The sequence below is a fragment of the Bradyrhizobium sp. USDA 3315 genome, assembly GCF_054056795.1.
The window spans coordinates 1,002,083-1,026,045 of the sequence record NZ_JBSRYP010000001.1; the positions used below are offsets into that span (position 1 = coordinate 1,002,083).

21 protein-coding genes are annotated in these 23,963 nt (G+C 64.5%); 12 read left to right on the forward strand and 9 right to left on the reverse strand.

The window, feature by feature from the left end; all coding sequences use genetic code 11:
- Positions 1-8 precede the first annotated feature (8 nt).
- On the reverse strand, positions 9-839 hold the full coding sequence (locus tag ACVIYL_RS04645) for a sterol desaturase family protein (RefSeq protein WP_438077276.1): 831 nt from the start codon (positions 837-839) through the stop codon (positions 9-11).
- 280 nt (positions 840-1,119) lie between these two features.
- Between ACVIYL_RS04645 and ACVIYL_RS04650 the strand changes: the two genes are divergently transcribed.
- The 9 genes from ACVIYL_RS04650 (at position 1,120) to ACVIYL_RS04690 (ending at position 9,871) form a co-directional block, all read left to right on the forward strand.
- Positions 1,120-1,284, forward strand: coding sequence for a Flp family type IVb pilin (locus ACVIYL_RS04650; protein ID WP_016842642.1), 165 nt, complete (start codon positions 1,120-1,122; stop codon positions 1,282-1,284).
- 172 nt (positions 1,285-1,456) lie between these two features.
- Positions 1,457-1,981, forward strand: a complete 525-nt coding sequence (locus tag ACVIYL_RS04655; protein WP_028334676.1) for an A24 family peptidase — start codon at positions 1,457-1,459, stop codon at positions 1,979-1,981.
- 127 nt (positions 1,982-2,108) lie between these two features.
- Positions 2,109-2,903 carry a Flp pilus assembly protein CpaB gene (cpaB, locus tag ACVIYL_RS04660; RefSeq protein ID WP_456777857.1) on the forward strand — a complete coding sequence of 265 codons (795 nt, stop codon included), beginning with the start codon at positions 2,109-2,111 and terminating at the stop codon, positions 2,901-2,903.
- Positions 2,904-2,905: 2 nt separating this feature from the next.
- A complete protein-coding gene (locus tag ACVIYL_RS04665; protein WP_456777858.1) occupies positions 2,906-4,384 on the forward strand; it encodes a type II and III secretion system protein family protein in 1,479 nt (492 codons plus the stop codon).
- Between the two features lie 8 nt (positions 4,385-4,392).
- Complete coding sequence (locus ACVIYL_RS04670; RefSeq protein ID WP_456777859.1) at positions 4,393-5,145, forward strand: CpaD family pilus assembly protein; 753 nt, start codon at positions 4,393-4,395, stop codon at positions 5,143-5,145.
- A complete protein-coding gene (locus ACVIYL_RS04675) occupies positions 5,142-6,410 on the forward strand; it encodes an AAA family ATPase (protein WP_018269598.1) in 1,269 nt (422 codons plus the stop codon). Before ACVIYL_RS04670 ends, ACVIYL_RS04675 begins: the two co-directional genes overlap by 4 nt.
- Positions 6,411-6,434: 24 nt before the next feature.
- Positions 6,435-7,898 carry a CpaF family protein gene (locus ACVIYL_RS04680; RefSeq protein WP_456777860.1) on the forward strand — a complete coding sequence of 488 codons (1,464 nt, stop codon included), beginning with the start codon at positions 6,435-6,437 and terminating at the stop codon, positions 7,896-7,898.
- Positions 7,899-7,909: 11 nt separating this feature from the next.
- Positions 7,910-8,887, forward strand: a complete 978-nt coding sequence (locus tag ACVIYL_RS04685; RefSeq protein ID WP_456777861.1) for a type II secretion system F family protein — start codon at positions 7,910-7,912, stop codon at positions 8,885-8,887.
- A 9-nt stretch (positions 8,888-8,896) separates the two neighbouring features.
- Positions 8,897-9,871, forward strand: coding sequence for a type II secretion system F family protein (locus tag ACVIYL_RS04690; protein WP_456777862.1), 975 nt, complete (start codon positions 8,897-8,899; stop codon positions 9,869-9,871).
- A 333-nt stretch (positions 9,872-10,204) separates the two neighbouring features.
- Here ACVIYL_RS04690 and ACVIYL_RS04695 read toward each other — a convergent pair whose 3' ends face one another.
- Positions 10,205-11,002, reverse strand: coding sequence for a tetratricopeptide repeat protein (locus ACVIYL_RS04695; protein ID WP_456777863.1), 798 nt, complete (start codon positions 11,000-11,002; stop codon positions 10,205-10,207).
- A 207-nt stretch (positions 11,003-11,209) separates the two neighbouring features.
- On the opposite strand from ACVIYL_RS04695, the gene ACVIYL_RS04700 reads away from it, so the two are divergent.
- Positions 11,210-12,589: a leucyl aminopeptidase family protein gene (locus ACVIYL_RS04700; protein WP_456777864.1), complete on the forward strand. Its 1,380-nt coding sequence runs from the start codon at positions 11,210-11,212 to the stop codon at positions 12,587-12,589.
- Positions 12,582-13,424, forward strand: a complete 843-nt coding sequence (locus ACVIYL_RS04705; protein ID WP_456777865.1) for a C40 family peptidase — start codon at positions 12,582-12,584, stop codon at positions 13,422-13,424. Before ACVIYL_RS04700 ends, ACVIYL_RS04705 begins: the two co-directional genes overlap by 8 nt.
- A gap of 41 nt (positions 13,425-13,465) precedes the next feature.
- Here ACVIYL_RS04705 and ACVIYL_RS04710 read toward each other — a convergent pair whose 3' ends face one another.
- The 7 genes from ACVIYL_RS04710 to ACVIYL_RS04740 all read right to left on the reverse strand — a co-directional run bounded on the left by ACVIYL_RS04710 (position 13,466) and on the right by ACVIYL_RS04740 (position 23,015).
- On the reverse strand, positions 13,466-14,302 hold the full coding sequence (locus tag ACVIYL_RS04710) for an IS5 family transposase (RefSeq protein ID WP_253625200.1): 837 nt from the start codon (positions 14,300-14,302) through the stop codon (positions 13,466-13,468).
- Positions 14,303-14,534: 232 nt separating this feature from the next.
- A complete protein-coding gene (locus ACVIYL_RS04715; protein WP_057016109.1) occupies positions 14,535-16,160 on the reverse strand; it encodes an ABC transporter ATP-binding protein in 1,626 nt (541 codons plus the stop codon).
- Between the two features lie 3 nt (positions 16,161-16,163).
- Positions 16,164-17,348 carry an ABC transporter permease gene (locus tag ACVIYL_RS04720; protein WP_456777866.1) on the reverse strand — a complete coding sequence of 395 codons (1,185 nt, stop codon included), beginning with the start codon at positions 17,346-17,348 and terminating at the stop codon, positions 16,164-16,166.
- The gene (locus tag ACVIYL_RS04725) at positions 17,348-18,457 is read right to left on the reverse strand and encodes a microcin C ABC transporter permease YejB (protein ID WP_057016107.1); all 1,110 of its coding nucleotides are present in this window, start codon (positions 18,455-18,457) and stop codon (positions 17,348-17,350) included. The genes ACVIYL_RS04720 and ACVIYL_RS04725 overlap by 1 nt, the downstream gene beginning before the upstream one ends.
- A gap of 3 nt (positions 18,458-18,460) precedes the next feature.
- Positions 18,461-20,329 carry an extracellular solute-binding protein gene (locus ACVIYL_RS04730; protein WP_253609812.1) on the reverse strand — a complete coding sequence of 623 codons (1,869 nt, stop codon included), beginning with the start codon at positions 20,327-20,329 and terminating at the stop codon, positions 18,461-18,463.
- 17 nt (positions 20,330-20,346) lie between these two features.
- Positions 20,347-22,203 (reverse strand): extracellular solute-binding protein, encoded by a 1,857-nt coding sequence (locus tag ACVIYL_RS04735; protein WP_456781780.1) that lies wholly within the window; start codon positions 22,201-22,203, stop codon positions 20,347-20,349.
- A 263-nt stretch (positions 22,204-22,466) separates the two neighbouring features.
- Complete coding sequence (locus tag ACVIYL_RS04740) at positions 22,467-23,015, reverse strand: c-type cytochrome (protein WP_028342300.1); 549 nt, start codon at positions 23,013-23,015, stop codon at positions 22,467-22,469.
- Between the two features lie 200 nt (positions 23,016-23,215).
- On the opposite strand from ACVIYL_RS04740, the gene ACVIYL_RS04745 reads away from it, so the two are divergent.
- Positions 23,216-23,956 (forward strand): 3-deoxy-manno-octulosonate cytidylyltransferase, encoded by a 741-nt coding sequence (locus ACVIYL_RS04745; protein ID WP_229190896.1) that lies wholly within the window; start codon positions 23,216-23,218, stop codon positions 23,954-23,956.
- The last annotated feature ends 7 nt before the right edge of the window (positions 23,957-23,963 follow it).

Genomic DNA, 23,963 nt, shown 5'->3' on the forward strand with positions numbered 1-23,963 from the left:
CAGTCCGGTCAATGACGGAACGGATAGGCCAGCTGTCCGCCGATTTCGGCCGGCACGCCCTGCTCGGCGTCGACGCCGTAATCATCCGGAAGCTTGCCTTCGGGCATGCGGAATGTCCCGAACAGAATGTCCCAGAGCGGAAACGTGCCGGCGAAATTGGTGTCGCCACCCTCCTCCAGCGCGGTGTGATGCCAGCGATGAAACACCGGCGTGGCGATCACATATTTGAACGGGCCGAGCGTCCAGTTCAGGTTGGCGTGCACGAAGGCGGAATGGAATGTGGTGAAGGGACCGACCCACAGCATGATGTTCGGCGAGATGCCGGCTATCAGCAGGATCACGTCGACCGAGATCGTGCCGATCAGCAGATTGACGGGATGGAAGCGCGCCGCCGAGATCCATTCGAGATCCTCGGAGGAATGATGAATGGCGTGGTACTTCCAGAAGCCGCCGCCGTGAAACATCCGGTGCAGCCAATACAGCATGAAGTCGGAGGCGACCAGGAAGATGATCGATTGCAGCCAGAGCGGCAGCTGCGCCAGCGGGCCGTGTCCGTTCTCGTAGAACGAGATCAGCTCGTCGGCACCGTGCACATCGAACACCGCGGCCGCGCCCACCACCAGCAGCCCGATCCGCAGCACGCGGGCGAATACCGGCACGAAGAACCAGTAGCAGATGTCCGTGACCAGCTCGCGCTTTTGCCACCACGGCTTGCCGGGATTGCAGGCCCAGAAGTGGGTCAGCACTGTGAAGAACAGCGCGAGGCCGATCGTGATCGGCACCACCCTCATCATCGTCTGGCCGAGCATCTCGATGACTTCGATCGGAAGGGTGGACATGGCAGCCTCATACTACGGAAGCCCCATGGGTATAGATGTGCGCTTAAGGAGCCGTGAATAGGCGCCGGACGCCGGGTCGCAGCAACAATCTGCAATTTGAGCGGACCGTTTAATGCCAAATTTACTGTGCGCAACATCAGCGGGTTCCCGCAGAGTTTATGCGATCAAATTAACTGCGCCGAAATCGTCCAACACTAGGGTGCCGCAATGGTCACGGTGCTGAGAACGCCGGCGAGACCAAATCTAGTTCGACCAGCCACGTGTACACAGGAGTGATTTTATGAAGAACCTCGTTTCGCGCTTCGTGAAGGACGAATCGGGCGCGACCGCCATCGAGTACGGCCTGATCGCCACCGGTATCGCCATCGCGATCATCGCTGCAGTCAACGGCGTCGGCACGAAGCTCTCGGGTACCTTCAACTCGATCTCGGGCTCGCTGAAGTAAGCCGGCTTCGACGAATTCGCATCAAAGGTCCCGGCAATCCCGGGACCTTTGCTATTTGTCGGGGGCCGATCGGCAGCCTCTGTTGAAGGTGCCGGCAATCCTTTTCCGATTGTTCACCATTGGCCGCTAGCGTCGGGTCTCGACCGCAGCTCCAGCTTGACGGCATGAATTCATGATCCTCGACATCGCACGCTTGATGCTGTTTCCGGCCCTGATGGCCTTTGCGGCGGCGAGCGATCTCCTGACCATGACGATCCCGAACCGGATTTCGCTGGCGCTGGTGGCGGGCTTCTTTGTCCTGGCGCCGCTGACCGGGATGGGCGTCCACGAGATCCTCACCCATGCCGGCGCAGGCGCGCTGGTTCTGGTGGTGGCGTTCGGCATGTTCGCGATGGGCTGGGTCGGCGGCGGAGACGCCAAGGTCGCGGCCGCGGCCAGCCTGTGGTTCGGGTTCGAGCACCTGCTGCCCTATCTGGTCTTTGCCTCGCTGTTTGGCGGTGCGCTGACCGTGCTCTTGCTGCAGCTGCGGCAATGGCCACTGCCCTACCCGCTCGCGTCCCAGGCCTGGCTCAGCCGCCTGCACGACAAGCAGACCGGAATTCCCTACGGCATCGCACTCGCCCTTGGGGCCCTCCTGATCTATCCCGAGACGGACTGGATCAAGACGATCGATCTCGCGCACTTCGCCATGCGCTGAGAAAGCAGCGGTAACCGCCCGTTAAGGCGATTTAGATACGCCTCATTAACCATGCTTTGACGAATAGCTGGTCAACTCCCATCACGGCGGCGGCAGCGTCGCGGCGTCATGTGGAAAGTGAAGCGTAATGGATAAGGCCCGCATTCTGGTCCTGGCAATTGCAGGCTGCGCCGGCCTTGCGGCGCTTTATTTGGCGAGCGGAAGCGACGACAAGCCGGCGGCTCCTCCGCCAGTTGCGCAGCTGCCGACCGTCGACATCCTGGTCGCGCGCTCGGACATCGGCCTCGGCCAGGCAGTGAAGGCCGAAGATCTGCAGTGGCAGACCTGGCCGGCGGCGACCGCCAGCGCCAGCTTCATGCGTAAGGACAGCCACGCCGACGCCATCAAGGACGTCACCGGCTCGATCGCGCGCGCCCCGTTCATCCAGGGCGAGCCGATCCGCGAGCAGAAGCTCGTCAAGGCCGACGGAAGCGGCTTCATGGCCGCGATCCTGCCGACCGGCATGCGGGCGGTATCGACTGAAATCTCTCCCGAGACCGGTGCCGGCGGCTTCATCCTGCCGAATGACCGGGTCGACGTCCTGCTGTCGAAGCGGGACAAGAATCCCGACCGCAACGGCGCCGACATCGTCAATTCCGAGGTCATCCTGACCAATATCCGCGTCCTTGCGATCGACCAGGCGCCGAAGGAGAAGGACGGCACCAACGCACTGATCGGCAAGACGGTGACGCTGGAGCTGAAGCCTGACCAGACCGAGACGCTGGCGCGCGCGCGCCAGAGCGGCGTCCTGTCGCTGGCGCTGCGCAGCATCGCCGACAACAACGGGAACGACGTCAGGATCGAAGACAACCACCAAAGACGCGGTGAGACGATCGACGTCATCCGCTTTGGCGTTGCCAACCAGGCAACGATGCAGAAGTGACCATGAGGACACAGGTGATGAAGGGCGGGGCAACTCAACGGACGATGCGGGCCTTCATGGTCCGCGCATTGTCGTTCTCGGCCGTCGCGGCGCTCACGCTCAACCCGGCACTGACGCCGGTGGTGGCGGGCGACTACCGCGCCGCTCCCGCCGCGGCCGACGGCCAGATGAACGCCCGCTTCCTCTCACTCGGCGTCGGCAAATCGGTGGTGATCGATCTGCCGAGGGACATCAAGGACGTGCTGGTCGCCGATCCCAAGATCGCCAATGCCGTGGTCCGCTCGGCGCAACGCGCCTACATCATCGGCGCGACAGTCGGCCAGACCAACATCGTGTTCTTCGACGCCGCCGGCCAGCAGATCGCGGCCTATGACATCGCGGTCAAGCGCGACCTCAACGGCGTGCGCGCGGCCCTGCGCGCAGCGCTGCCGAATGCCGATATCCAGATCGAGGGTGTCGGCGAGGGCGTCATGCTGACGGGAAGCGCGGCGAGCCCGATCGAAGCGCAGCAGGCCGGCGAGATCGCCACGCGGCTGGTCGGCAGCGCCGACAAGGTCGTGAACTCCATCACGGTTCGCGGCCGCGACCAGGTGATGCTGAAGGTGACGGTCGCCGAAGTCTCGCGCAGCCTGATCAAGCAGCTCGGCATCGACCTCACCGCGAACCTCAATTACGGCACCACTGTGGTGAAATTCACCAACAACAACCCGTTCACGGCAAACAACGCAGCGCTGGTGCCCGGCAACGCCCTCACCACTTCGTTCGGCGCGGCCCCATCGGTGTCGGCGACGCTCCGCGCCATGGAAAGCGCAGGCGTGGTGCGGACGCTCGCCGAGCCGAACCTGACTGCGATCTCCGGCGAATCGGCGACCTTCATCTCGGGCGGCGAGTTTCCAATTCCGACCGGCGTGACCTGTCAGACGACGACGGGAGGCGCGATCGGGAATTGCGTTCAGACCGTCAGCTTCAAGAAATTCGGTATTTCGCTCAACTTCACGCCCGTGGTGCTGACCGAGGGACGGATCAGCCTGCGCGTGATGACGGAAGTGTCGGAAGTCTCGACCGAGAACTCGCTGACCGGCGGCGCCGGCGGAACGACGATCCCCTCGATCAAGACCCGGCGCGCCGAGACCACGCTGGAAATTCCCTCGGGCGGCTCGATGGCGATGGCCGGCCTGATCCAGGACCAGACCAAGCAGGCGATCAATGGCCTTCCCGGGCTGGCATCGCTGCCGGTGCTCGGAACGCTGTTCCGCAGCCGGGACTTCGTCAACAACCAGACCGAAATGATGGTGCTGGTGACGCCCTATGTCGTTCGCGCGGTGGCGCAGAAGGACCTGTCGCGTCCGGATGACGGCTTCGCCAACGCGTCCGATCCGCAGGCCGACCTGCTCGGCAGCATCAACCGCGTCTACGGCGTGCCCGGCCGCACCGAGCCGGCGCGGAATTACCGCGGCACTTACGGCTTCATTACGGACTGAGGCGGACGATGACACAGACCACATCCAGGACATCCGCCGGTTACCAGCGCGGCATCGCTCTCGCCGGAGCGCTCGTCAGCCTCGCGATGACGCTCGGTGCCTGCCAGCACGCCGCGGACAACAGTTTCGCGATGGTGAACGCGCCGGCCGACTATCGCCAGCGTCACCCGATCGCGGTCACCGAGGCTGATCGCTCGATCGTGGTCTTCGTCGGCCGCAGCCGCGGCGGCCTGACTGCGGAGCAGCGCGCCGAGGTGATGGGGATGGCGCAGGACTGGATGCGCGAGGGGACCGGCGCCGTCACCATCGACGTTCCCGCCGACACGCCGAACGCACGGACCGCCCAGGAATCGCTGCGCGAGATCCAGGCCACGTTCACCGCCGCCGGCGTGCCGCCGCGCGGGATCCTCGTTCGCAAATACCATCCCGAGGATCCGCGCCAGATGCCCGCGATCCGCGTGAACTATCCAAAGATCAAAGCGGTCGCCGGGCCGTGCGGCCTCTGGCCGGAAGATCTCGGCCCATCGATCCACAACGGGTCCTACATCGAGAACAAGCAGTACTACAATTTCGGCTGCGCCAATCAGCGCAACCTCGCAGCCATGGTCGAAGACCCGACCGACCTCGTGCAGCCGCGCGCGGAGACCCCTGCCTATACGTCGCGTCGTAACATCGCCTTCGACAAGTATCGCAAGGGCACCACCACCGCCACGAGTTATCCCGAGTCCGACAGGGCCAAGCTAAGCGACACAGGAAAATGATCACCTACGCGCAGCAAAACTCCGAAGAGCAGACGGACGCCCCGCCGCAGGCCGTGGACGACCATATTGCTCCGGCGCCACGGGTTTCGGTCCAGGCGTTCTGCGAAACGGTCGAGACCGCTGCCGCCGTCCAGTCGGCCGGCGAGGATCGCCGGCTGGCCAAGGCTCACCTCAAGATCCAGATGGGCGGCATGGCGGCCGCCATCGAGGCCTATCGCTCGGCGCCGACGCCCAACGTCATCATCCTCGAGACCGAGGGCCGCGGCGACATCCTGGCCGGCCTCGATCAGCTCGCAACGGTGTGCGACGCCGGCACACGTGTGGTCGTGATCGGCCGCGTCAACGACGTCACCCTGTATCGCGAGCTGGTGCGGCGCGGCGTCAGCGATTACGTGATCGCGCCGGCCCATGCGATCGACGTGGTGCGCGCGGTCTGCAACCTGTTCTCGGCGCCGGAAGCCAAGGCGGTCGGCCGCATCGTCGCCGTCGTCGGTGCCAAGGGCGGTGTCGGCGCCTCGACCATCGCCCACAATGTCGCCTGGGCGATTGCCCGCGATCTGGCGCTCGACTCCGTGGTCGCCGACCTCGACCTCGCCTTCGGCACCGCCGGCCTCAACTACAACCAGGATCCCGCACAGGGCATCGCCGACGCCGTGTTCTCGCCGGACCGCGTCGATACCGCCTTCGTCGACCGCCTGCTGTCGAAATGCACCGACCATCTGAGCCTGCTGGCGGCGCCGGCGACGCTCGACAAGGTCTACGATTTCGGCGCCGAGGCGTTCGATGCGATCTTCGATACGCTGCGGACCACGATGCCCTGCATCGTGCTCGACGTGCCGCATCAATGGTCCGGCTGGACCAAGCGCGCGTTGATCGCGGCCGACGACATCCTGATCGTGGCGGCGCCCGACCTCGCCAATCTGCGCAATGCCAAGAACATGTTCGACCTGCTGAAGGCCTCGCGGCCCAACGACCGCGCACCGCTTTATTGCCTGAACCAGGTCGGCGTGCCGAAGCGTCCCGAGATCGCGGCCGGTGAGTTCGCCAAGGCGATCGAAAGCCAGCCGATCGCCGCCATCCCGTTCGATCCGCAGATCTTCGGTTCGGCCGCCAACAACGGCCAGATGATCGCCGAGATTTCCGCCAATCACCGCGCGGTCGAGATGTTTCTGCAGATGGCGCAGCGGCTGACAGGCCGCGGCGAGACCAAGAAGCCGAGGGGGTCCTTCCTGTCGCCCCTGCTCGAAAAGCTGCGGTCCAAATAGTGGTCCGCGTGGAGTCACGACGTCGTGTTTGGTAAGCGTAGCGGAAACGATGGGGACGTGCGGGCACCCAAGCCCGCGTTTCAGGCGCCGGAACCTGCCGGCGCGCCGGCGATGTTGCGCGAGTCCGTCGCACCGGCGATCTCGTCGCCGCCGCTGGCACCTAGCAAGCCGCCGCCTGCCCCCGCCGTCGAAGCCCGCCGCTCGGACAACTACTACCAGGTCAAGGCGACGATCTTCGGCGCCCTGATCGAGGCGATCGACCTCGCCCAGCTCGCCAAGCTTGACAGCGAATCGGCGCGCGAGGAAATCCGCGACATCGTCAACGAGATCATCGCGATCAAGAACATCGTGATGTCGATCGCCGAGCAGGAGGAGCTGCTCGACGACATCTGCAACGACGTGCTCGGCTACGGCCCGCTGGAGCCGCTGCTGTCGCGCGACGACATCGCCGACATCATGGTCAACGGCGCAGGCACCGTGTTCATCGAAGTCGCCGGCAAGATCCAGCGCACCGGCATCCGCTTTCGCGACAACCAGCAGCTGCTCAACATCTGCCAGCGCATCGTCAGCCAGGTCGGCCGGCGCGTCGACGAATCCTCGCCGATCTGTGACGCCCGCCTCGCCGACGGTTCGCGCGTCAACGCCATCGTGCCGCCACTGGCGATCGACGGGCCCGCGCTCACCATCCGCAAATTCAAGAAGGACAAGCTGACGCTGGAGCAGCTCGTCAAGTTCGGCGCGATCACCCCCGAAGGGGCGACCATCCTGCAGATCATCGGCCGCGTCCGCTGCAACGTGATCATCTCCGGCGGCACCGGCTCGGGCAAGACCACGCTGCTGAACTGCCTGACCAACTATATCGAGCACGACGAACGCATCATCACCTGCGAAGACGCCGCCGAGCTTCAGCTGCAGCAGCCGCATGTGGTGCGGCTGGAAACCCGGCCGCCGAACATCGAGGGCGAGGGGCAGGTGACGATGCGCGAACTGGTCCGCAACTGCCTGCGTATGCGCCCGGAGCGCATCATCGTCGGCGAAGTCCGCGGACCCGAAGCATTCGACCTGTTGCAGGCCATGAACACCGGCCACGACGGCTCGATGGGCACGCTGCACGCCAACAATCCGCGCGAAGCACTGTCGCGCTGCGAATCCATGATCACCATGGGCGGCTTCGCGCTTCCGTCACGCACCATTCGCGAGATGATCTGCGCCTCGGTCGACATCATCGTGCAGGCCGCGCGCCTGCGCGACGGTTCGCGCCGCATCACGCACATCACCGAGGTGATGGGCATGGAAGGCGATACCATCATCACCCAGGATGTCTTCCTCTACGACGTGGTCGGGGAAGACGCCAACGGCAAGATCATCGGCAAGCACCGCTCGACCGGCATCGGCCGGCCGCGCTTCTGGGAACGTGCGCGCTATTACAATGAAGAGAAGCGGCTTGCGGCAGCGCTGGATGCCTCCGACGCGCCGGCGCCGGTCTAGGGGAACGCAGGATGCAGATGCAAACTCTGGCTCTCGCCTTCCTCGCCGCCACGACGGTCGGCGGCATCGCCTGGGTCTTCCTGTATCCCTACCTTTCGGGGGAGAAGAAGGCCGAGTCGCGGCGCGCGTCGGTGGCGCGCAGCGAACCCACGACGACACGAAACGCCGACCGCACGCAGCGCTCCCGCCGCGAGCAGGTAGAGGGATCGCTCAAGGAGCTCGAGGCGCGTCGGCAGAAGGACAAGAAAGTCCCGCTCGGCGTGCGCATCTCGCAGGCCGGACTGGAGTGGTCGGAGCAGAAATTCTGGATGATCTCCGGCGCCCTTGGCCTGTTCGGGTTCGGCGTGGCCTTCATGGTTGGCGGAGGCCTGCTCGGCGCGGCCGGCATCGGCTTTGCCATGGGTCTCGGCCTGCCGCGCTGGGTGCTCGGCTTCCTGAAGAAGCGGCGGGAAAAGGCGTTCTTGAAGGCACTGCCTGACGCCGTCGACGTCATCGTGCGCGGCATCAAGGCCGGCCTGCCGCTGTTCGAATCGCTCAAGGCGGTCGTCAACGACGCGCCGGAGCCGCTGCGCAGCGAATTTCTCGCCATCATCGAGACCCAGGCGATCGGCATGCCGCTCGGCGAAGCCTGTGCCCGGCTCTACGAGCGGATGCCGCTGCCGGAGGCCAACTTCTTCGGCATCGTGATCGCGATCCAGCAGAAGTCCGGCGGCAATTTGTCGGAAGCGCTCGGCAACCTGTCGCGGGTGCTGCGCGACCGCAAGAAGATGGCCGAGAAGATCCAGGCGATGTCGATGGAAGCGAAGGCCTCCGCCGCCATCATCGGCTCGCTGCCGCCGATCGTGATGATCCTCGTGTTCCTGACGACGCCGGACTACATCGCCCTGCTGTGGACCAATTCGATGGGCCAGCTCATGCTGGTGGCCTGCGCGATCTGGATGTCGATGGGCGTGCTGGTGATGAAGAAGATGATCAACTTCGATTTCTGACGGTGCAGCATGATTGATATTCTGGTCGCCAAGCTCCACGACGTCAGGTTCATGACCATGCTGCTTGCCTTCTTCGCGGCAAGCGCGACGGTCTACACGCTGGTGATGCCGCTGCTCGCCGGCGGCGATCTCAACAAGCGCATGAAGGCGGTCGCCAGCGAGCGCGAGCGCCTGCGGCAGCGCGAGCGCGACCGTCTCTCCAGGTCGGAAAAGGTGACGCTGCGCCAGACGCCGAAGCAGGCCGTCTCCAAGATGGTGGATGACCTGAACCTCACCAAATGGCTGGCCCAGGAAGCGGCGATCGAGAAGCTGGTGATGGCGGGCTATCGCGGCCACGCTCCGTATGTCTATTTCCTGGCAGCGCGGGCGGTCACGCCGATCCTGATGCTGATCGGCGCGATCATCTATACGTTCTTCATTGCCGGCGCGAACTGGTCGCTCACGCTCAAGATCGGCATTTGCGTCGGCGCGGCCTATGCCGGCCTGCAGGCGCCGATGCTGTTCCTGAAGAACGCGATCTCCAAGCGCCAGCTCCAGATCAAGCGCGCGTTCCCGGATTCGCTCGACCTGCTGCTGATCTGCATCGAGTCGGGCATGTCGGTCGAGGTCGCGTTCCGGAAAGTGGCCAACGAGATCGCCGGGCAATCGGTCGCGCTGTCGGAGGAGTTTGCGCTGACGACCGCGGAACTGTCCTATTTGCAGGATCGCAAGACCGCCTACGAGAACCTGGCGCGCCGCACCGGCCTCGAAGGCGTGAAGTCGGTGTGCATGGCCTTGCAGCAGTCCGAACGCTACGGCACGCCGCTCGGCCAGAGCCTCCGCGTGATGGCGCAGGAAAACCGCGACATGCGGATGAACGAGGCCGAGAAGAAGGCCGCGGCACTGCCGCCCAAGCTGACGGTACCGATGATCCTGTTCTTCCTGCCCTGCCTGTTCATCGTGATCCTCGGCCCGTCCTACATCAAGATCGCCACGATGCATTGAGTTGCCTCGCCTGCGCCGGCTGCCTCTCTCCTTCCCTCTGAAAGGGGGAAGGCCGGGATGGGAGTCAGCCGCAGACACCGCTCCTCGTGGAGAGATGATCCCCACCCGCTTTGCTCTCACGAGCAAAAGCGACCTCCCCTTTTCAAGGGGAGGTTTGGAGTATGCATAGCCCAAATGACGGTCTGTCTTCTCCTTCCCCCTGAAAGGGGGAAGGTCGGGATGGGGGTCGGCCGCAGACGCCGGTGCGCATAGAGAGATGATCCCCACCCGCTTTGCTCTCACGAGCAAAGCGACCTCCCCTTTTCAAGGGGCGGTGGAGCTGCCGCGTTTGGTTTAGTCGTCCTTGGCGACGACCGGCGCCGCACGCGACGCGGTCCGCGGCCCGTCCTTGCGGTTCAGCATGTCGCGGAGATAAGCGACGTTGGCCGCGGCCTCATCCGACGGCAGGTCGGCCTTGACGATCGTTTCCGCCTCCGCGAAGCGGCCCTGCAGGCCGACGACCAGCGCAAGGTTCTGCCGGATCCGGGTGTCGGCGCGAGCGCTGGCATAGGCCTGGCGCAGCGTCTCTTCCGCTTTCGGCAAATCCTTGGTCAGCATGTAGGACAAGCCGAGATTGGACAGCACCGACGGCTCGTCCGGAGCCAGCCTGAGCGCACTGGCGTAATAGCGCCGCGCCTCCTCGTGCCGGTTCATCTTGTCGAGCGTGGTGCCCTGCACGGACAGGATCCGCCAGTCCGGATTGTCCGGGCTGTGCGCGCGGCTCAGCACGTCGAATGCAGCCTGCGAATTGCCGTTGTCGGCCAGCGCGCGGCCGTAGGCGGCGAGCAGCGCCTTGTTGCCGGGGTTGGCGATCGTGGCCTGCTCGAGCACGGCGCAGGCCTGCGAGCGCTGGCCGGTCATGCGCAGGGCCTGGCCGTAGGCGACCGCGGCGGCGACATCCTTGGGATTCTTGCGATAGCGCTCGCCATAGGCCTCGACGGCCCGGCGCGGATCATCGGGCGTGGGATCGGACCGCGACGTGATCGATCCCGCCACGTCGGACATGGTCTGGCAACCGCCAAGCCCTGCGGCCAGGACCGCCAGAAGGGCTGCGGAAGCAAGATGCCGGGTCAGATTGGACTGTCGACGCATGGCACTGTGACTCACGAAATCGGGCGAACGGTTCCAGCCGAGCGTGCCAGCAATAGACTGTTAACCCTAACGTCTGGTTAACTGGCGGCGCCGGCAGCCGACGCGCCGGTTCCGGCCCTGCACGTCGCGTGAACCGTTGGCCCGCTACCATCCGCGGCGAAAGGCGTGTAGTAGCCCACCAACGACGCCAGAACAGCCGAGAGCCGCATGCCATCCGTGTTCGAGACCGCCCCCACGACCGCCGCCACGCCGATTACCTTCGTCACCAAGGCGACATGGGATGCGATTCAGGGCGAGCTGCCGGCGCCGGCGCGCCAGTTCGCGGCAGCCAATGACTTTGCGGCCAAGCCCGGCAAATTACTCGTCCTGCCGGCGGCAGACGGCGGCATCGCGCAAGTGCTGTTCGGTCTCGAGGACGCCGACCACAAGGCGCGCGATCCGTTCCGGCCCGGCGCCCTGCCCGGCCTGCTGCCGCCCGGCGTCTACCGCTTCGCCAATGCGCCGCACGACACCAGACTTGCCGCGCTCGCCTTCGCGCTCGGCTGCTATCGCTTCGGCCGGTATCGCACCAACAAGGCTCCCGAAGTCCGGCTGGTGCCGCCCGACGGCGTCGACATGGCGGAGATCACCCGGATGGCGGATGCCGCGGCGCTGGCGCGCGATCTCATCAACACGCCGTCCAACGACATGGGACCGGCCGAGCTCGCTGAGGTGGCGCGCGACCTCGCGACGCGGTTCGGCGCTGCCTTCAATTGCATCGACGGCGACGAGCTCGCCCAGAACTTCCCGCTGATCCACGCCGTCGGCATGGCGTCGACGCGGTCGCCGCGATTGATCGAGCTGAGCTGGGGCGACCCCGACCATCCGAAGGTGACGCTGGTCGGCAAGGGTGTCTGCTTCGACACCGGCGGGCTCGATCTCAAGCCTTCGAGCGGCATGCTCATCATGAAGAAGGACATGGGCGGCGCCGCCAACGTGCTGGCGCTGGCCCAGATGGTGATGGACGCGAAGCTCAAGCTGCGGCTGCGCGTGCTGATCCCGGCGGTCGAGAACGCGGTTGCCGGCAACGCGTTCCGCCCGCTCGACATCTTCAAGTCGCGCAAGGGCATCACCGTCGAGATCGGCAACACCGACGCCGAAGGGCGGCTGGTGCTCGCCGACGCGCTGGCGCTCGCCGACGAGGAGACGCCCGATCTTTTGGTCGATCTGGGCACGCTGACCGGCGCCGCGCGGGTGGCGCTGGGCCCGGATCTGCCGCCGTTCTACACCAATGACGAGGCGCTCGCCGGCGACGTCGCATCTTGTGCGAAGAGCGAGAACGACCCGCTCTGGCGGATGCCGCTGTGGCCGGCCTACGACGCCTGGCTCGACTCCAAGACCGCCGACATCACCAACGCACCGTCAGGCGGTTTCGCGGGCTCGATCACCTGCGCGCTGTTCCTGCAGCGCTTCGTCGAGCACGCGAGGAGCTGGCTGCACGTCGACATCTACGGCTGGACGCCGTCGGCAAAGCCCGGCCGTCCCGAAGGCGGCGAGTGCCAGGCGGCGCGCGCGATCTACAAATTGCTGAGCCAGCGCTATGCATGACCCCCGTCTGACACCGGCCCGCGACGACCTCGCGGCGAAGTATCTGGAGGGCAAGGTCAAGGCCTCGCACTTCGTCGAAGGCGAAGTGCTCGAGATCGGCGACGCCATCGCGCCGCTACGCCAGGCGCCGGCGAGCGATGCCGAACAGATGACGCAGGCGCTCCGGGGCGAGCGCGTCACGGTGTACGATCGCAACGGCGAAGGCTGGGCCTGGGGCCAGCTCGCCGATGACGGCTATGTCGGCTGGATTCCCGAGGCCGCGCTGGCCAAGCCCGGCGCCGCGCCGACGCACAAGGTGACGGCGCTGCGCACGCTGGCGTTTCCGGGCCCGTCGATCAAGCTGCCACCGGTCGAGGCGCTGGCGATGGGGACGAAGCTCGCCATCGTCCGCGAGGACGGTGCGTTCGCGGTGACCCGCGAGGGCTGGCACCTGCCACGCCGGCATCTCGCGCCGCTCGACACGATGGCAGGTGATTTCGTTGCGATCGCCGAGCAATTCGTCGGCTCACCCTATCTGTGGGGCGGCAAATCGAGCCTCGGCATCGATTGCTCAGGCCTGGTGCAGATCGCGCTGACCGCCGCCGGCACCGGCTGCCCGCGCGACAGCGACATGCAGCAGGAAGGCCTCGGCCGCGAATTGACGGTCGCGGAATCCAAGCAGCTGCAACGCGGCGACCTGATGTTCTGGAAGGGCCATGTCGCCATCGTGCGCGACGCGACCACGATCGTGCACGCCAACGCGCATCACATGGCAACGGTGGTGGAGAACACGCAGGCTGCGATCGCGCGGATCAAGACCGCCGGCAGCGAAGTCCTGGCGATCAAGCGGCTTTGAGCAATATACATTCCCGTCATCCTGAGAGTCTGACTCATAAATCACCCAACCTTAGCTGCAGCCGCGAGTCTGCGGGTCAGGAGCCTGATGTGTGCAATCAGCAGCCAGGCAGCTTCGGTTGCCACCGTCGCCTCGAAGTCCTTGGCGAGGCGGCGGCATCTGCCGAACCAAGCGAATGTGCGTTCAACCACCCACCGCCTCGGCAGAAGCTGGAAGCCTTTGACGCCTTGAGGCCGCTCGACGATCTCGACAGTCCATGGACCGCAGTCTGAGAGCGCGTCGAGGAGTTGATTTCCGCGGTAGACCCGGTCGGCAAAGACGTGGCGCAGCCGGGGGAAGTTCATCCGCACGTTCTTCAGCAGCGGTACGGCGCCATGGCAGTCCTGAACGTTGGCCGGATGAACATGAACCCCGAGGAGGAGGCCATTGGTATCCGTCACGATATGCCGCTTGCGGCCGTAGATGCGCTTGCCTGCATCGTAGCCGCGCGGTCCGCCAGCTTGCGTGGTCGGCGCACTTTGACTGTCGATCACGGCTGCCGTCGGCTTCGGTGTCCGTCCAAGCTTTTTTCGCGCCCGTCGGACAAGCACGCTGACAATCCTCTGCCACCGGCCTGTATCCCGCCATCTATAAAAATAGCCCTGCACCGTCGAATAGGGCGGGAACTCCTGCGGCAACGCCCGCCACTGGCAGCCGGTCGAAACGATATAGAGGATCGCTTCGATCACACGACGCAGCTCCGTCTTACGCGGCCGGCCGCGCCGGTTCGCTCGCGGCAACAGGCGTCTGATCACCGCCCACTCCGCATCGGTCATATCGCTTGCATAACGCAGATCGTCCCGCCGATATTGCTCCCGAGTGATCTTGGTCCAGGGCATCGTGCTCTCCCTCGAATCTTTGCAAATCCGATGGAATCACACCCCACTGAGATCACTCACCCATTTTTCAGTCAGGCTCTGAGGAGCGCGAAGCGCGTCTCGAAGGATGGACGGCCCCAGTCCACGCCACCCTTCGAGGCTCGCCCAGCGGCGCAATTGCGCCGCAAGGCTCGCACCTCCAGCGACAACGGCAAAGCCGTTGCGCGGGGATGACGTGGAACGACGAAGATGCCTACGTCGCTACCGCCCCGTCGCCGGCCGCTTCGATGCGGAACGCGGCGGCGAACAGCGCGCGGGTGTAGTCGCTCTTCGGATTCTTGAACAGCTCGGAGGCCGGTCCCTCCTCCTCCACCTTGCCCGATTTCATCACGATCAGATGGCTCGCCAGCGAGGCGACCACACGCAGATCGTGCGAGATGAACATGTAGGTGAGGTCGCGCTTGCGCTGCAGGTCGCGCAACAGGTCGACCATCTGGGCCTGCAGCAGCATGTCGAGCGCGCTGGTCGGCTCGTCCAGCACGACGAAGTTCGGCTCCAGCACGACCGCGCGCGCGATCGAGATGCGCTGGCGCTGGCCGCCGGAGAATTCGTGCGGATAGCGGAAGCGCCAGTCCGGATCGAGCCCGACATCCTTCATTGCCTTGATCACCCGCGCCTCGCGCTCCTCGCGCGACAGCTGCTTCTGGTGCACCTCAAGGCCCTCGGCAATGATGTCGGCCACCGACATGCGCGGGCTGAGCGAGCCGAACGGGTCCTGGAACACGATCTGCATGTCGCGGCGGAACGGCCGCATCTGCTTGAAGCGCAGGCCCTGGATGTCGTTGCCGAGGAAAACGATCGGACCATCGGACGAAATCAGCCGGAGCAGCGCGAGCCCGAGTGTGGTCTTGCCGGAGCCGGATTCGCCGACCACGCCGAGCGTCTCGCCCTTGCGCACCGCGAGGCTGACGCCATCGACCGCCTTGATGTGGCCGACGGTCGAGCGCAACAGCCCGCGCTTGATCGGAAACCAGACCTTGAGATTGTCCGCCGACATCACGACCGCTGCGCCCGGCTGCGGCGGCGCCGGATCGGGCTTCGGCTCGGCCGCGAGCAGCGCCTGGGTATAGGCGTGCTTCGGCGCGGTGAAGACCTGCTCGACCGGCCCCTGCTCGACGATCTTGCCGTTGTTCATCACGCAGACCGTGTCGGCGATGCGGCGGACGATGCCGAGGTCGTGGGTGATGAACAACAGGCTCATGCCGAGCCGCGCGCGGATCTCGGCCAGCAGCGCCAGGATCTGCGCCTGCACGGTGACGTCAAGCGCGGTGGTCGGCTCGTCCGCGATCAACAGATCGGGCTCGTTGGCGAGCGCCATCGCGATCATCACGCGTTGGCGCTGGCCGCCGGACAATTGGTGCGGATAGCTCTTGAGCCGGGTCTCCGGCTCGGGGATGCCGACCTGGCCCAATAGCTCCAGCGTCCGCGCCCGCGCCGCCGCGCCACTGACGCCCCTGTGCAGGGACAGGATCTCGCCGATCTGGGTCTCGATGGTCTGGAGCGGATTGAGCGAGGTCATCGGCTCCTGGAAGATGATCGAGATGTCGTTGCCGCGAACCTCGCGCATCTGCTGATCGGACGCGGTCAGGAGGTCGCGGCCGCGGAAGCGGATCGCGCCTGAGGGATGCGAGGCCGTCGGATAGGGCAGCAGCTTCAGCACCGACAGCGCGCTGACGGATTTTCCCGAGCCGGATTCGCCGACCAGCGCGACGCACTCGCCGCGCTTGATCGAGAACGAGATGCCGTCGACCGCAAGCGAGCGGCCGAAAGCGACCGAGAGGTCGCGGACATCGAGCAAAGGCTGGTTGATCGCGTCCATGCCTCAGCCCTTCGAGAACGTCTTGCGTGGATCGAAGGCGTCGCGCGCGGCTTCGCCGATGAAGATCAGGAGCGACAGCATGATCGCGACCGAGAAGAAGCCGGTGAGGCCGAGCCACGGCGCCTGCACGTTGGCCTTGCCCTGCGACAGCAACTCGCCGAGCGAGGGCGAGCCGGGCGGCAGGCCGAAGCCGAGGAAATCCAGCGCCGTCAGCGTCATCACCGAGGACGAGACGATGAAGGGCAGGAAGGTCATGGTCGCGACCATCGCGTTCGGCAGCAGATGGCGGAACATGATCACGCCGTTGGAGACGCCAAGCGCGCGCGCCGCCTGGATGTATTCGAAATTGCGGCCGCGCAGGAACTCGGCGCGCACCAGCCCGACCAGCGAGACCCAGGAGAATAGCAGGAGGATGCCGAGCAGGATGAAGAAGCCCGGCGGCAGCACCGCCGAGATGATCAGCAGCAGATAGAGCGAGGGGATCGCGGTCCAGATCTCGATCAGCCGCTGGAAGATGAGATCGGTCCAGCCGCCGAAATAGCCCTGCACGCCGCCCGCGGCGATGCCGATGATCGAGGACAGGATGGTCAGCGTCAGGCCGAACAGCACCGAGATGCGGAAGCCGTAGATCAGCCGCGCGACCACGTCGCGGCCCTGATCGTCGGTGCCGAGCCAGTTGTATTCGAGGTCGCGGCAGCCGGTCAGGCCCTTGCGCTTCACCACGTCCTTGCACTGCTCTTCGGTCAACAGCCAGGTCGGCTTCGACGGCACCGCCGTCGGCGGGTCGAGGTTGCGGCTGTCGTAGGAGTAGCGGATCGGCGGCCAGATCATGCTGCCGCCCTTGGCGGCGATCTGCTTCTGCAAGTATGGATCGCGATAATCGGCTGCGGTCTCGAAGTCACCGCCGAACGTGATCTCGGCGTAGGTGAAGATCACCGGCCAGTACAGGCGGCCATCATATTTGACCATCAGCGGCTTGTCGTTGGCGATGAAATTGGCGAACAGCGACGCCACGAACAGCACGAGGAAGATCCAGAACGACCAGTAGCCGCGGCGATTGGCCTTGAAGTTCTGCCAGCGTCGCTTGTTCAGCGGCGACGGCGAAAAGGCGTGGTGCGTGGCGGGCACCGCTTCGCCGAGCGGCGATTGCGTCGTGGTCTCGACCGGCTGGGGCGCGAGCATCGTCATCAGACCTCCCGCGCTTCGAAGTCGATCCTGGGATCGATCCACATATAGGCGAGATCGGAGAGCAGATTGACCACCAGTCCGACCAGCGAGAAGATGAACAACGTCCCGAACACCACCGGATAGTCGCGGTTCAACACGCTCTCGAAGCCAAGCAGGCCGAGCCCGTCGAGCGAGAAGATGGTTTCGATCAAGAGCGAGCCGGAGAAGAACGCGTGGATGAACGCGCCCGGGAAGCCTGCGATCACGATCAGCATGGCGTTGCGGAAGATGTGGCCGTACAGCACCTGGCGCTCGCTGCAACCCTTGGCGCGCGCGGTCATCACATATTGCTTGCGTATCTCGTCGAGGAACGAATTCTTGGTCAGCAGGGTCATGGTGGCGAAGGCGCCGAGCGCCATCGACACCAGCGGCAGCGTCAGGTGCCAGAAATAGTCGATGATCTTCCAGTACCAGGGGAATTGCGACCAGCCGTCCGAGGTCAGGCCGCGCAGCGGGAAGATGTTGAGGAACGAGCCGCCGGCAAACAGCACGATCAGGAGGATCGCGAACAGGAAGCCCGGGATCGCAAAGCCGATGATGATCACCGCCGAGGTCCAGGTATCGAACCGCGAGCCGTCCTGCACCGCCTTGCGGATGCCGAGCGGGATCGAGATAAGATAGGTCAGCAGCGTCATCCAGATGCCGAGCGACATCGAGACCGGCAGCTTCTCCTTGATCAACTGCAGCACGCTGACACTGCGGAAATAGCTGTTGCCGAAATCGAACCGCGCGAAATTCCAGACCATCAACGCGAACCGCTCGGGCGCCGGCTTGTCGAAGCCGAACTGCACCTCGAGCTTCTTGATGAAATCCGGGTCGAGCCCCTGCGCGCCGCGGTATTTCGAATTGATGGCCGCGCCTGCGCCCGCGCCCTGGCCGCGCTGCGCGCCGAAATCGCCGCCGCCTCCCGACACGCGCGACGTGCCGCCGGTGTCGGCGCCGTTGATCTGCGCGATGACCCGCTCGACCGGACCGCCGGGAGCAAACTGCACGACCACGAAGGAGACGAACAGGATGCCAAGCAGCGTCGGCAGCATCAGGAAGATACGTCGGGCGATATAGGCGCTCATCGGCTACTTCGCCTGCTCGAGCTTCGCGGCCTTGGCCGCATCATACCACCAGTTGTCGGGCGCGCCGACGCCCGCATATTTCGCCGGCTTCTCCGGATGCCCGAACTGGTCCCAATAGGCGACACGGTGCTTGTTAGAATACCATTGTGGCACCCAATAGCGGCCGGCACGGAAGACGCGATCGAGCGCGCGGCAGGCAAAGGTTAAGTCCGCCCGCGTCTCGGCAGCGATAGCTTTTTCGATTAATGCGTCGATCGCCGGGTTGGCAACGCCCGCCAGATTGTAGGAGCCCTTGGTGGTCGCAGCCTGGGACGAGAAGTAAGGCCTCAGGCTGTCACCCGGCGTCGCCGACATGGATATACGCTGGGTCGTCACCTCAAAATCGAAAGCCTCAACACGCGCACGATACTGCACTGCGTCGATCTGCCTGATGTTGGCATCGATGCCAAGCGGCTTGAGATTCTTGATGAAGCTGGCGTGATGCGGCTGGAAAGTCGGCTCATCTAGCAGGAACTCGATCGTAAGCGGGTCGCCGTTAGGCAATCGCCGCTTGCCATCCTTGACGACGCATCCTGCATCGTTGAGCAACTGCGTCGCCTTTCGCAGCAATGCGCGGTCCTGTCCCGATCCATCCGACACCGGCGGCACAAAGGGCTCGCCGAACACCTCATCCGGCACTTGGCCGCGGAATGGTTCGAGCAGTTTCAATTCCTCGGGCGAAGGTAGTCCACTAGCCACCATGTCCGAATTCTGGAAAGGCGAGACGCTGCGCGCGTAAGCGTCGTACATGATGGTCTTGTTGGTCCATTCGAAATCGAAGGCATAGATTAGCGCTTCGCGAACGCGCGGGTCTTTGAACTTGTCGAGACGGGTGTTAATGAACCAACCCTGCCCACCGGACGGTGTTTCGTCCGGCAATGTCTCGCGCTTGACCCGCCCGTCCTTGATAGCCGGGAAATCGTACCGCGTCGCCCAGACACGGGACGTGAATTCCTCGCGAAACAGATAATTTTTGCCTGTGAAGCCTTCGAACGCGACATCGCGATCACGGTAGAACTCGTAGCGCACGGTGTCGAAATTGTAACTGCCGCGATTGACCGGCAAGTCGGCTGCCCACCAATCCTTGAGGCGGTTATACTCGACGTAACGATTGACCTCGAACTTGCCGACCATGTACGGCCCGGAGCCCAGCGGAACTTCGAGCGTGGACTCATCAAACTGCCGCTTCGCGTAATAGGCCTTCGAGAAGATCGGCAGACCCGCAACATAAAGCGGCACGTCGCGCGCGCGATTAGGCGCGAAGGTCACGATCACGGTGCCGTCGTCGGGCGCCTCGGCCTTCACGAAATCGCGCAGTTGCACCACGATCAACGGATGCCCCTTCTCCTTCAGCGTATTGAGCGAGAACGCGACATCCTGCGCAGTCAGCTTCGAGCCGTCGTGAAAGCGAGCCTCGGGCCGCATCGTGAAGCGGTAGGTGAGCTTGTCGGGAGAAATCGAGACCGATCTTGCGGCCAGGCCGTACATCGCGTCAGGTTCATCGCCCGCGCGTGCCATCAACGAATCGAAGGTCATCTCCATGCCCTTCGCGCCTTCACCCTTGAGGATGAACGCGTTGAACGAACTGAACGTAAAGAAGGATTGGTTGTAGGCACGGGTCGAAGGGATCATTGAGAACGCTCCGCCCTTCGGCGCCTTCGGATTGACGTAGTCGAAGATCTTGAAATCCGCCGGATATTTCAGGTCGCCGAACACCGACATGCCGTGCATCTCGGTTCCGTTGTCGGCCACCGCCGGCGCAGCACGCAAGCCTGCAGCACTCAACGCACCGATGCCGAGGCCGAGTGCGTGCCGACGGGAGAATAGCGCCATGCGCGAATCCTTGAGTTTTATGAACGCTTGAGCTTGGCCGCCTTGTCGGCGTCGTACCACCAAAGATTTGGGAATCCCGAAACAGCGTATTTCGGCAGCGGGTCGGGATGGCTGAAGCGATCCCAATAGACATAGCGCTGCTTGTCGTAATTGAAGTGTGGAACAAGATAGAAGTTCCAGAGCAAAACCCGATCCAGCGCCTTCGCGGCGGCGACCTGATCGACGCGGCTGGTGGCGAAGATGATGCGTTCGATGATGGCATCGACCGCCGGATTCTTGATGCCGGGAAGATTGTTCGAGCCGGGCCGGTCGGCCGCCTGCGAACCGAAATTGTCGCGCTGCTCGTTGCCGGGCGAGATCGATTGTCCCCAGACCTGGGTCACCATCTCGAAATCGAAATCGCGCACCCGGTTCTGATACTGCACCGTGTCGACGGCGCGCAGATTAACGGTGATGCCGAGGCGCTCCAGGCTCGGCTTGTAGAACAGTGCGATCCGCTCCATGCCGGAATCGCCACTGTTGCCGAGGATCTCGACCGTGAACGGCTGGCCTGAGGAATCCACCAGTTTGCGGTCGCGGATCTCGAAGCCGGCTTCCTTCAACAGCCGCGTCGCCTCGCGCAGATTGGCGCGCACGTTTTCCGGCGTGCCTCCGACCGGATCCTTGTAGGGCGTCGTGAAGACTTCCGGCGGCACCTTGTCGCGTAGCGTCTCCAGGATCTCGAGCTCCTTGCCCTCCGGCAGGCCGGTCGCCATCAAATCGGGGATGCCGTCGAAATAGCTTGAATCGCGATGATAGTCGCCGGTCGAAAGCACGCGGTTCATCTCTTCGAAATCGAAAGCATAGTTGAAGGCGCGGCGCAGTCTGGGGTCGGCGAATTTCGGGCGCCTCAGGTTGAACACCCAGCCCTGCATCCGGCCTTGATTGCGGACGGTGAAGAGCTCCTTGAGCAGCCGCTTCTCACGCACCGGCGGAACGTCGTAGGCCGACGCCCACTCCTTCGCGCTGCGCTCGCCGTACCAATCGAACTGGTCGGCCTTCAGCGCCTCGCGCGCGACGGTGTCGTCGCGGAAATATTCGTAGCGCAGCTCGTCGAAATTGTTCTGTCCGATCGCGATCGGAATATCCTTGCCCCAGTAGTCCTTGACGCGCTCGAGCACCACCGATCGTCCGGCAACGAACTCCTTGATCCGGTAGGGACCCGAGCCAAGCGGCGGCTCCAGCGTGCTCGCGGTGATGTCACGCTTCTTGCCCTGCGCGTCGGTGCCTTCCCACCAATGCTTGGGCAGGATGACGAGCTGACCGGTGATCATCGGCAGCTCGCGGTTGCCCGGGCTGTCGAAGGTGAACTTGATGTCGCGATCGCCGACCTTCTCGGCCTTTTCGATGTGCCGGTAGTAGGCGCTGAACATCGGGCTGTTCGCCTTCCACGCCTCGAACGAGAAGATCACGTCCTCCGGCGTGACCGGCTTGCCGTCGTGCCAGCGTGAGCCGGGCCGCAGGCGGTAGATCACGTAGGAGAAATCGTCGGGGAAGGCTGCCGCCTCGGCGAGTTCGCCGTAATACGTATCGGGCTCGTCGAGCGAGGCCTCCATCAGCGAATCGTAGATGCGGGTGACGGAAGAGGCGACCGTGCCCTTCAACCCCGCAACGACCAGGTTGAAGCTGTCATAGGTGCCGGGCTGGAACAGCCGCACCACGCCGCCCTTCGGCGCGTCCGGCTTGACGTAGTCGTAGCGCTTGAAGTCGGCGGGATATTTGATTTCGCCGTAGGTCGAGAGGCCGTGCCGCCATTTCAGCCCGTTGGGGGCTTCGTCGGCGAAGGCCGGCGTGATCGCCGACAGGCCGGGGGTGAGTCCGAGCGCCGGAGCCATTGCCGCCAGTGCGCTGCCTTGAAGGAGGTGTCGTCGGGTGATCGCCAAATTCGGTCTTCCTGCTTGCGGCCCCGCTTACATGGGACCCAATATAAGGCAACGGTTCGACAAATTACGTTGCTTTTTCCTCATGATATTGGTCCGGGAACAATATCGGTGCGGCGAAACGTCCCGATAACAACCCCGCGACAGCGGATTCCCCATGCGAAAACGGCCAGGCAATGCCTGGCCGTTTCATCCGCATGCTTGCGCGAAGCAAATCGTTACTTCGAGGCGGTCGGGAGCGGAGCCGGGTGCTCCGAGTTCGAATTCAGATAGGCGATGATGTCGGCGCGCTCGCTGTCCTTCGGCACGCCGGCAAAGCCCATCGCGGTGCCCGGGATGAAGCCCTTCGGGTTGGTCAGGAACTTGTTGAGGTCGTCGAAGGACCATTCGCCGCCCTTGCCCTTCATCGCGGCCGAGAAATTGAAGCCACGGCCCTCGCCCTTCTTCTCGCCGACGACGCCGAACAGGTTCGGACCGACGCGGTTGGGACCGCCCTTCTCGAAGGTGTGGCAGGCCTGGCACTTCTTGGCGGCCGCCGCGCCCTTCTCGACGGAAGCGGTCTGCAGCAGCTTCTCGATCGGCTCGGATGCGGCCGCAGCGGCCTCGCCGCCACCGCCATGGGACTCTTCCTTCACAGCGATCTCAAAACCCGGCTTCTCCGGCAGCTTCGGCGCGAATTTCGCGCTGGCGGCAAAGCTCATCACCAGGACGACGATGCAGGTGCCGAGAACCGCACCGAGGATTTTGTTGAGTTCGAAGGAGTCCATTTTGGGTCAGGCTCCGGGCCTTGAATGTCGACTTCAGGCCGGGAATACGGCCGCGGGGAAAGACCTGGGAATCGGCCTTATCGCACCGCCCCAAGCAGGGTTGAGATATCGGTTTGCCCGCGCTCTGGCAACCCGTATAAACGCGCCGAATTCAACCTCCTCCCCGGCAATTTCCGCAGGCCGGACGGGCTCCGACACGAATGACCCAACCCCGTACCTTGGTGCTGATTCCGGCCCGCATGGCCGCCACTCGCCTTCCGGGAAAGCCGCTGCTCGAGATCGCCGGCGTGCCGATGATCGTCCATGTGCTGCGGCGGGCCGAGGCAGCGGGCATCGGCCGGGTTGCGGTTGCGACCGACACGGCCGAGATCGCTGCAGCGGTGAAGGCTGCGGGCGGCGAGGTCGTAATGACCCGTCCCGACCATCCGTCCGGCTCGGACCGGATTTATGAAGCGATGACGACCCTCGACCCCGACGGCCATGCCGAGATCGTGGTCAATCTGCAGGGCGATTTCCCGACCATCAGCCCCGAGACCATCCGCAGCGTGATGCCGGCGCTCGACGATCCCGCAGTCGACATCTCGACCCTGGCCTCGCGCATCCATACCGAGGAGGAGGATCAGGCCCCCAGCGTCGTCAAGGCAGTCGGCTCGCCGATCGGGCCGAACCGGTTGCGCGCGCTGTATTTCACCCGCGCCACCGCGCCTTATGGCGACGGGCCGCGCTACCATCATATCGGCCTCTACGCCTACCGCCGCGCCGCGCTGGAGCGGTTCGTGGCGCTGCCGCCCTCGCCGCTGGAGCAGCAGGAAAAGCTCGAGCAACTCCGCGCGCTGGAGGCCGGGATGCGGATCGACGTCACCATCGTCGATACCGTCCCGCGCGGCGTCGACACCCCGGCCGATCTCGAAACCGCCCGCAGAATACTTTCCAAAGCCTGACCGGCTG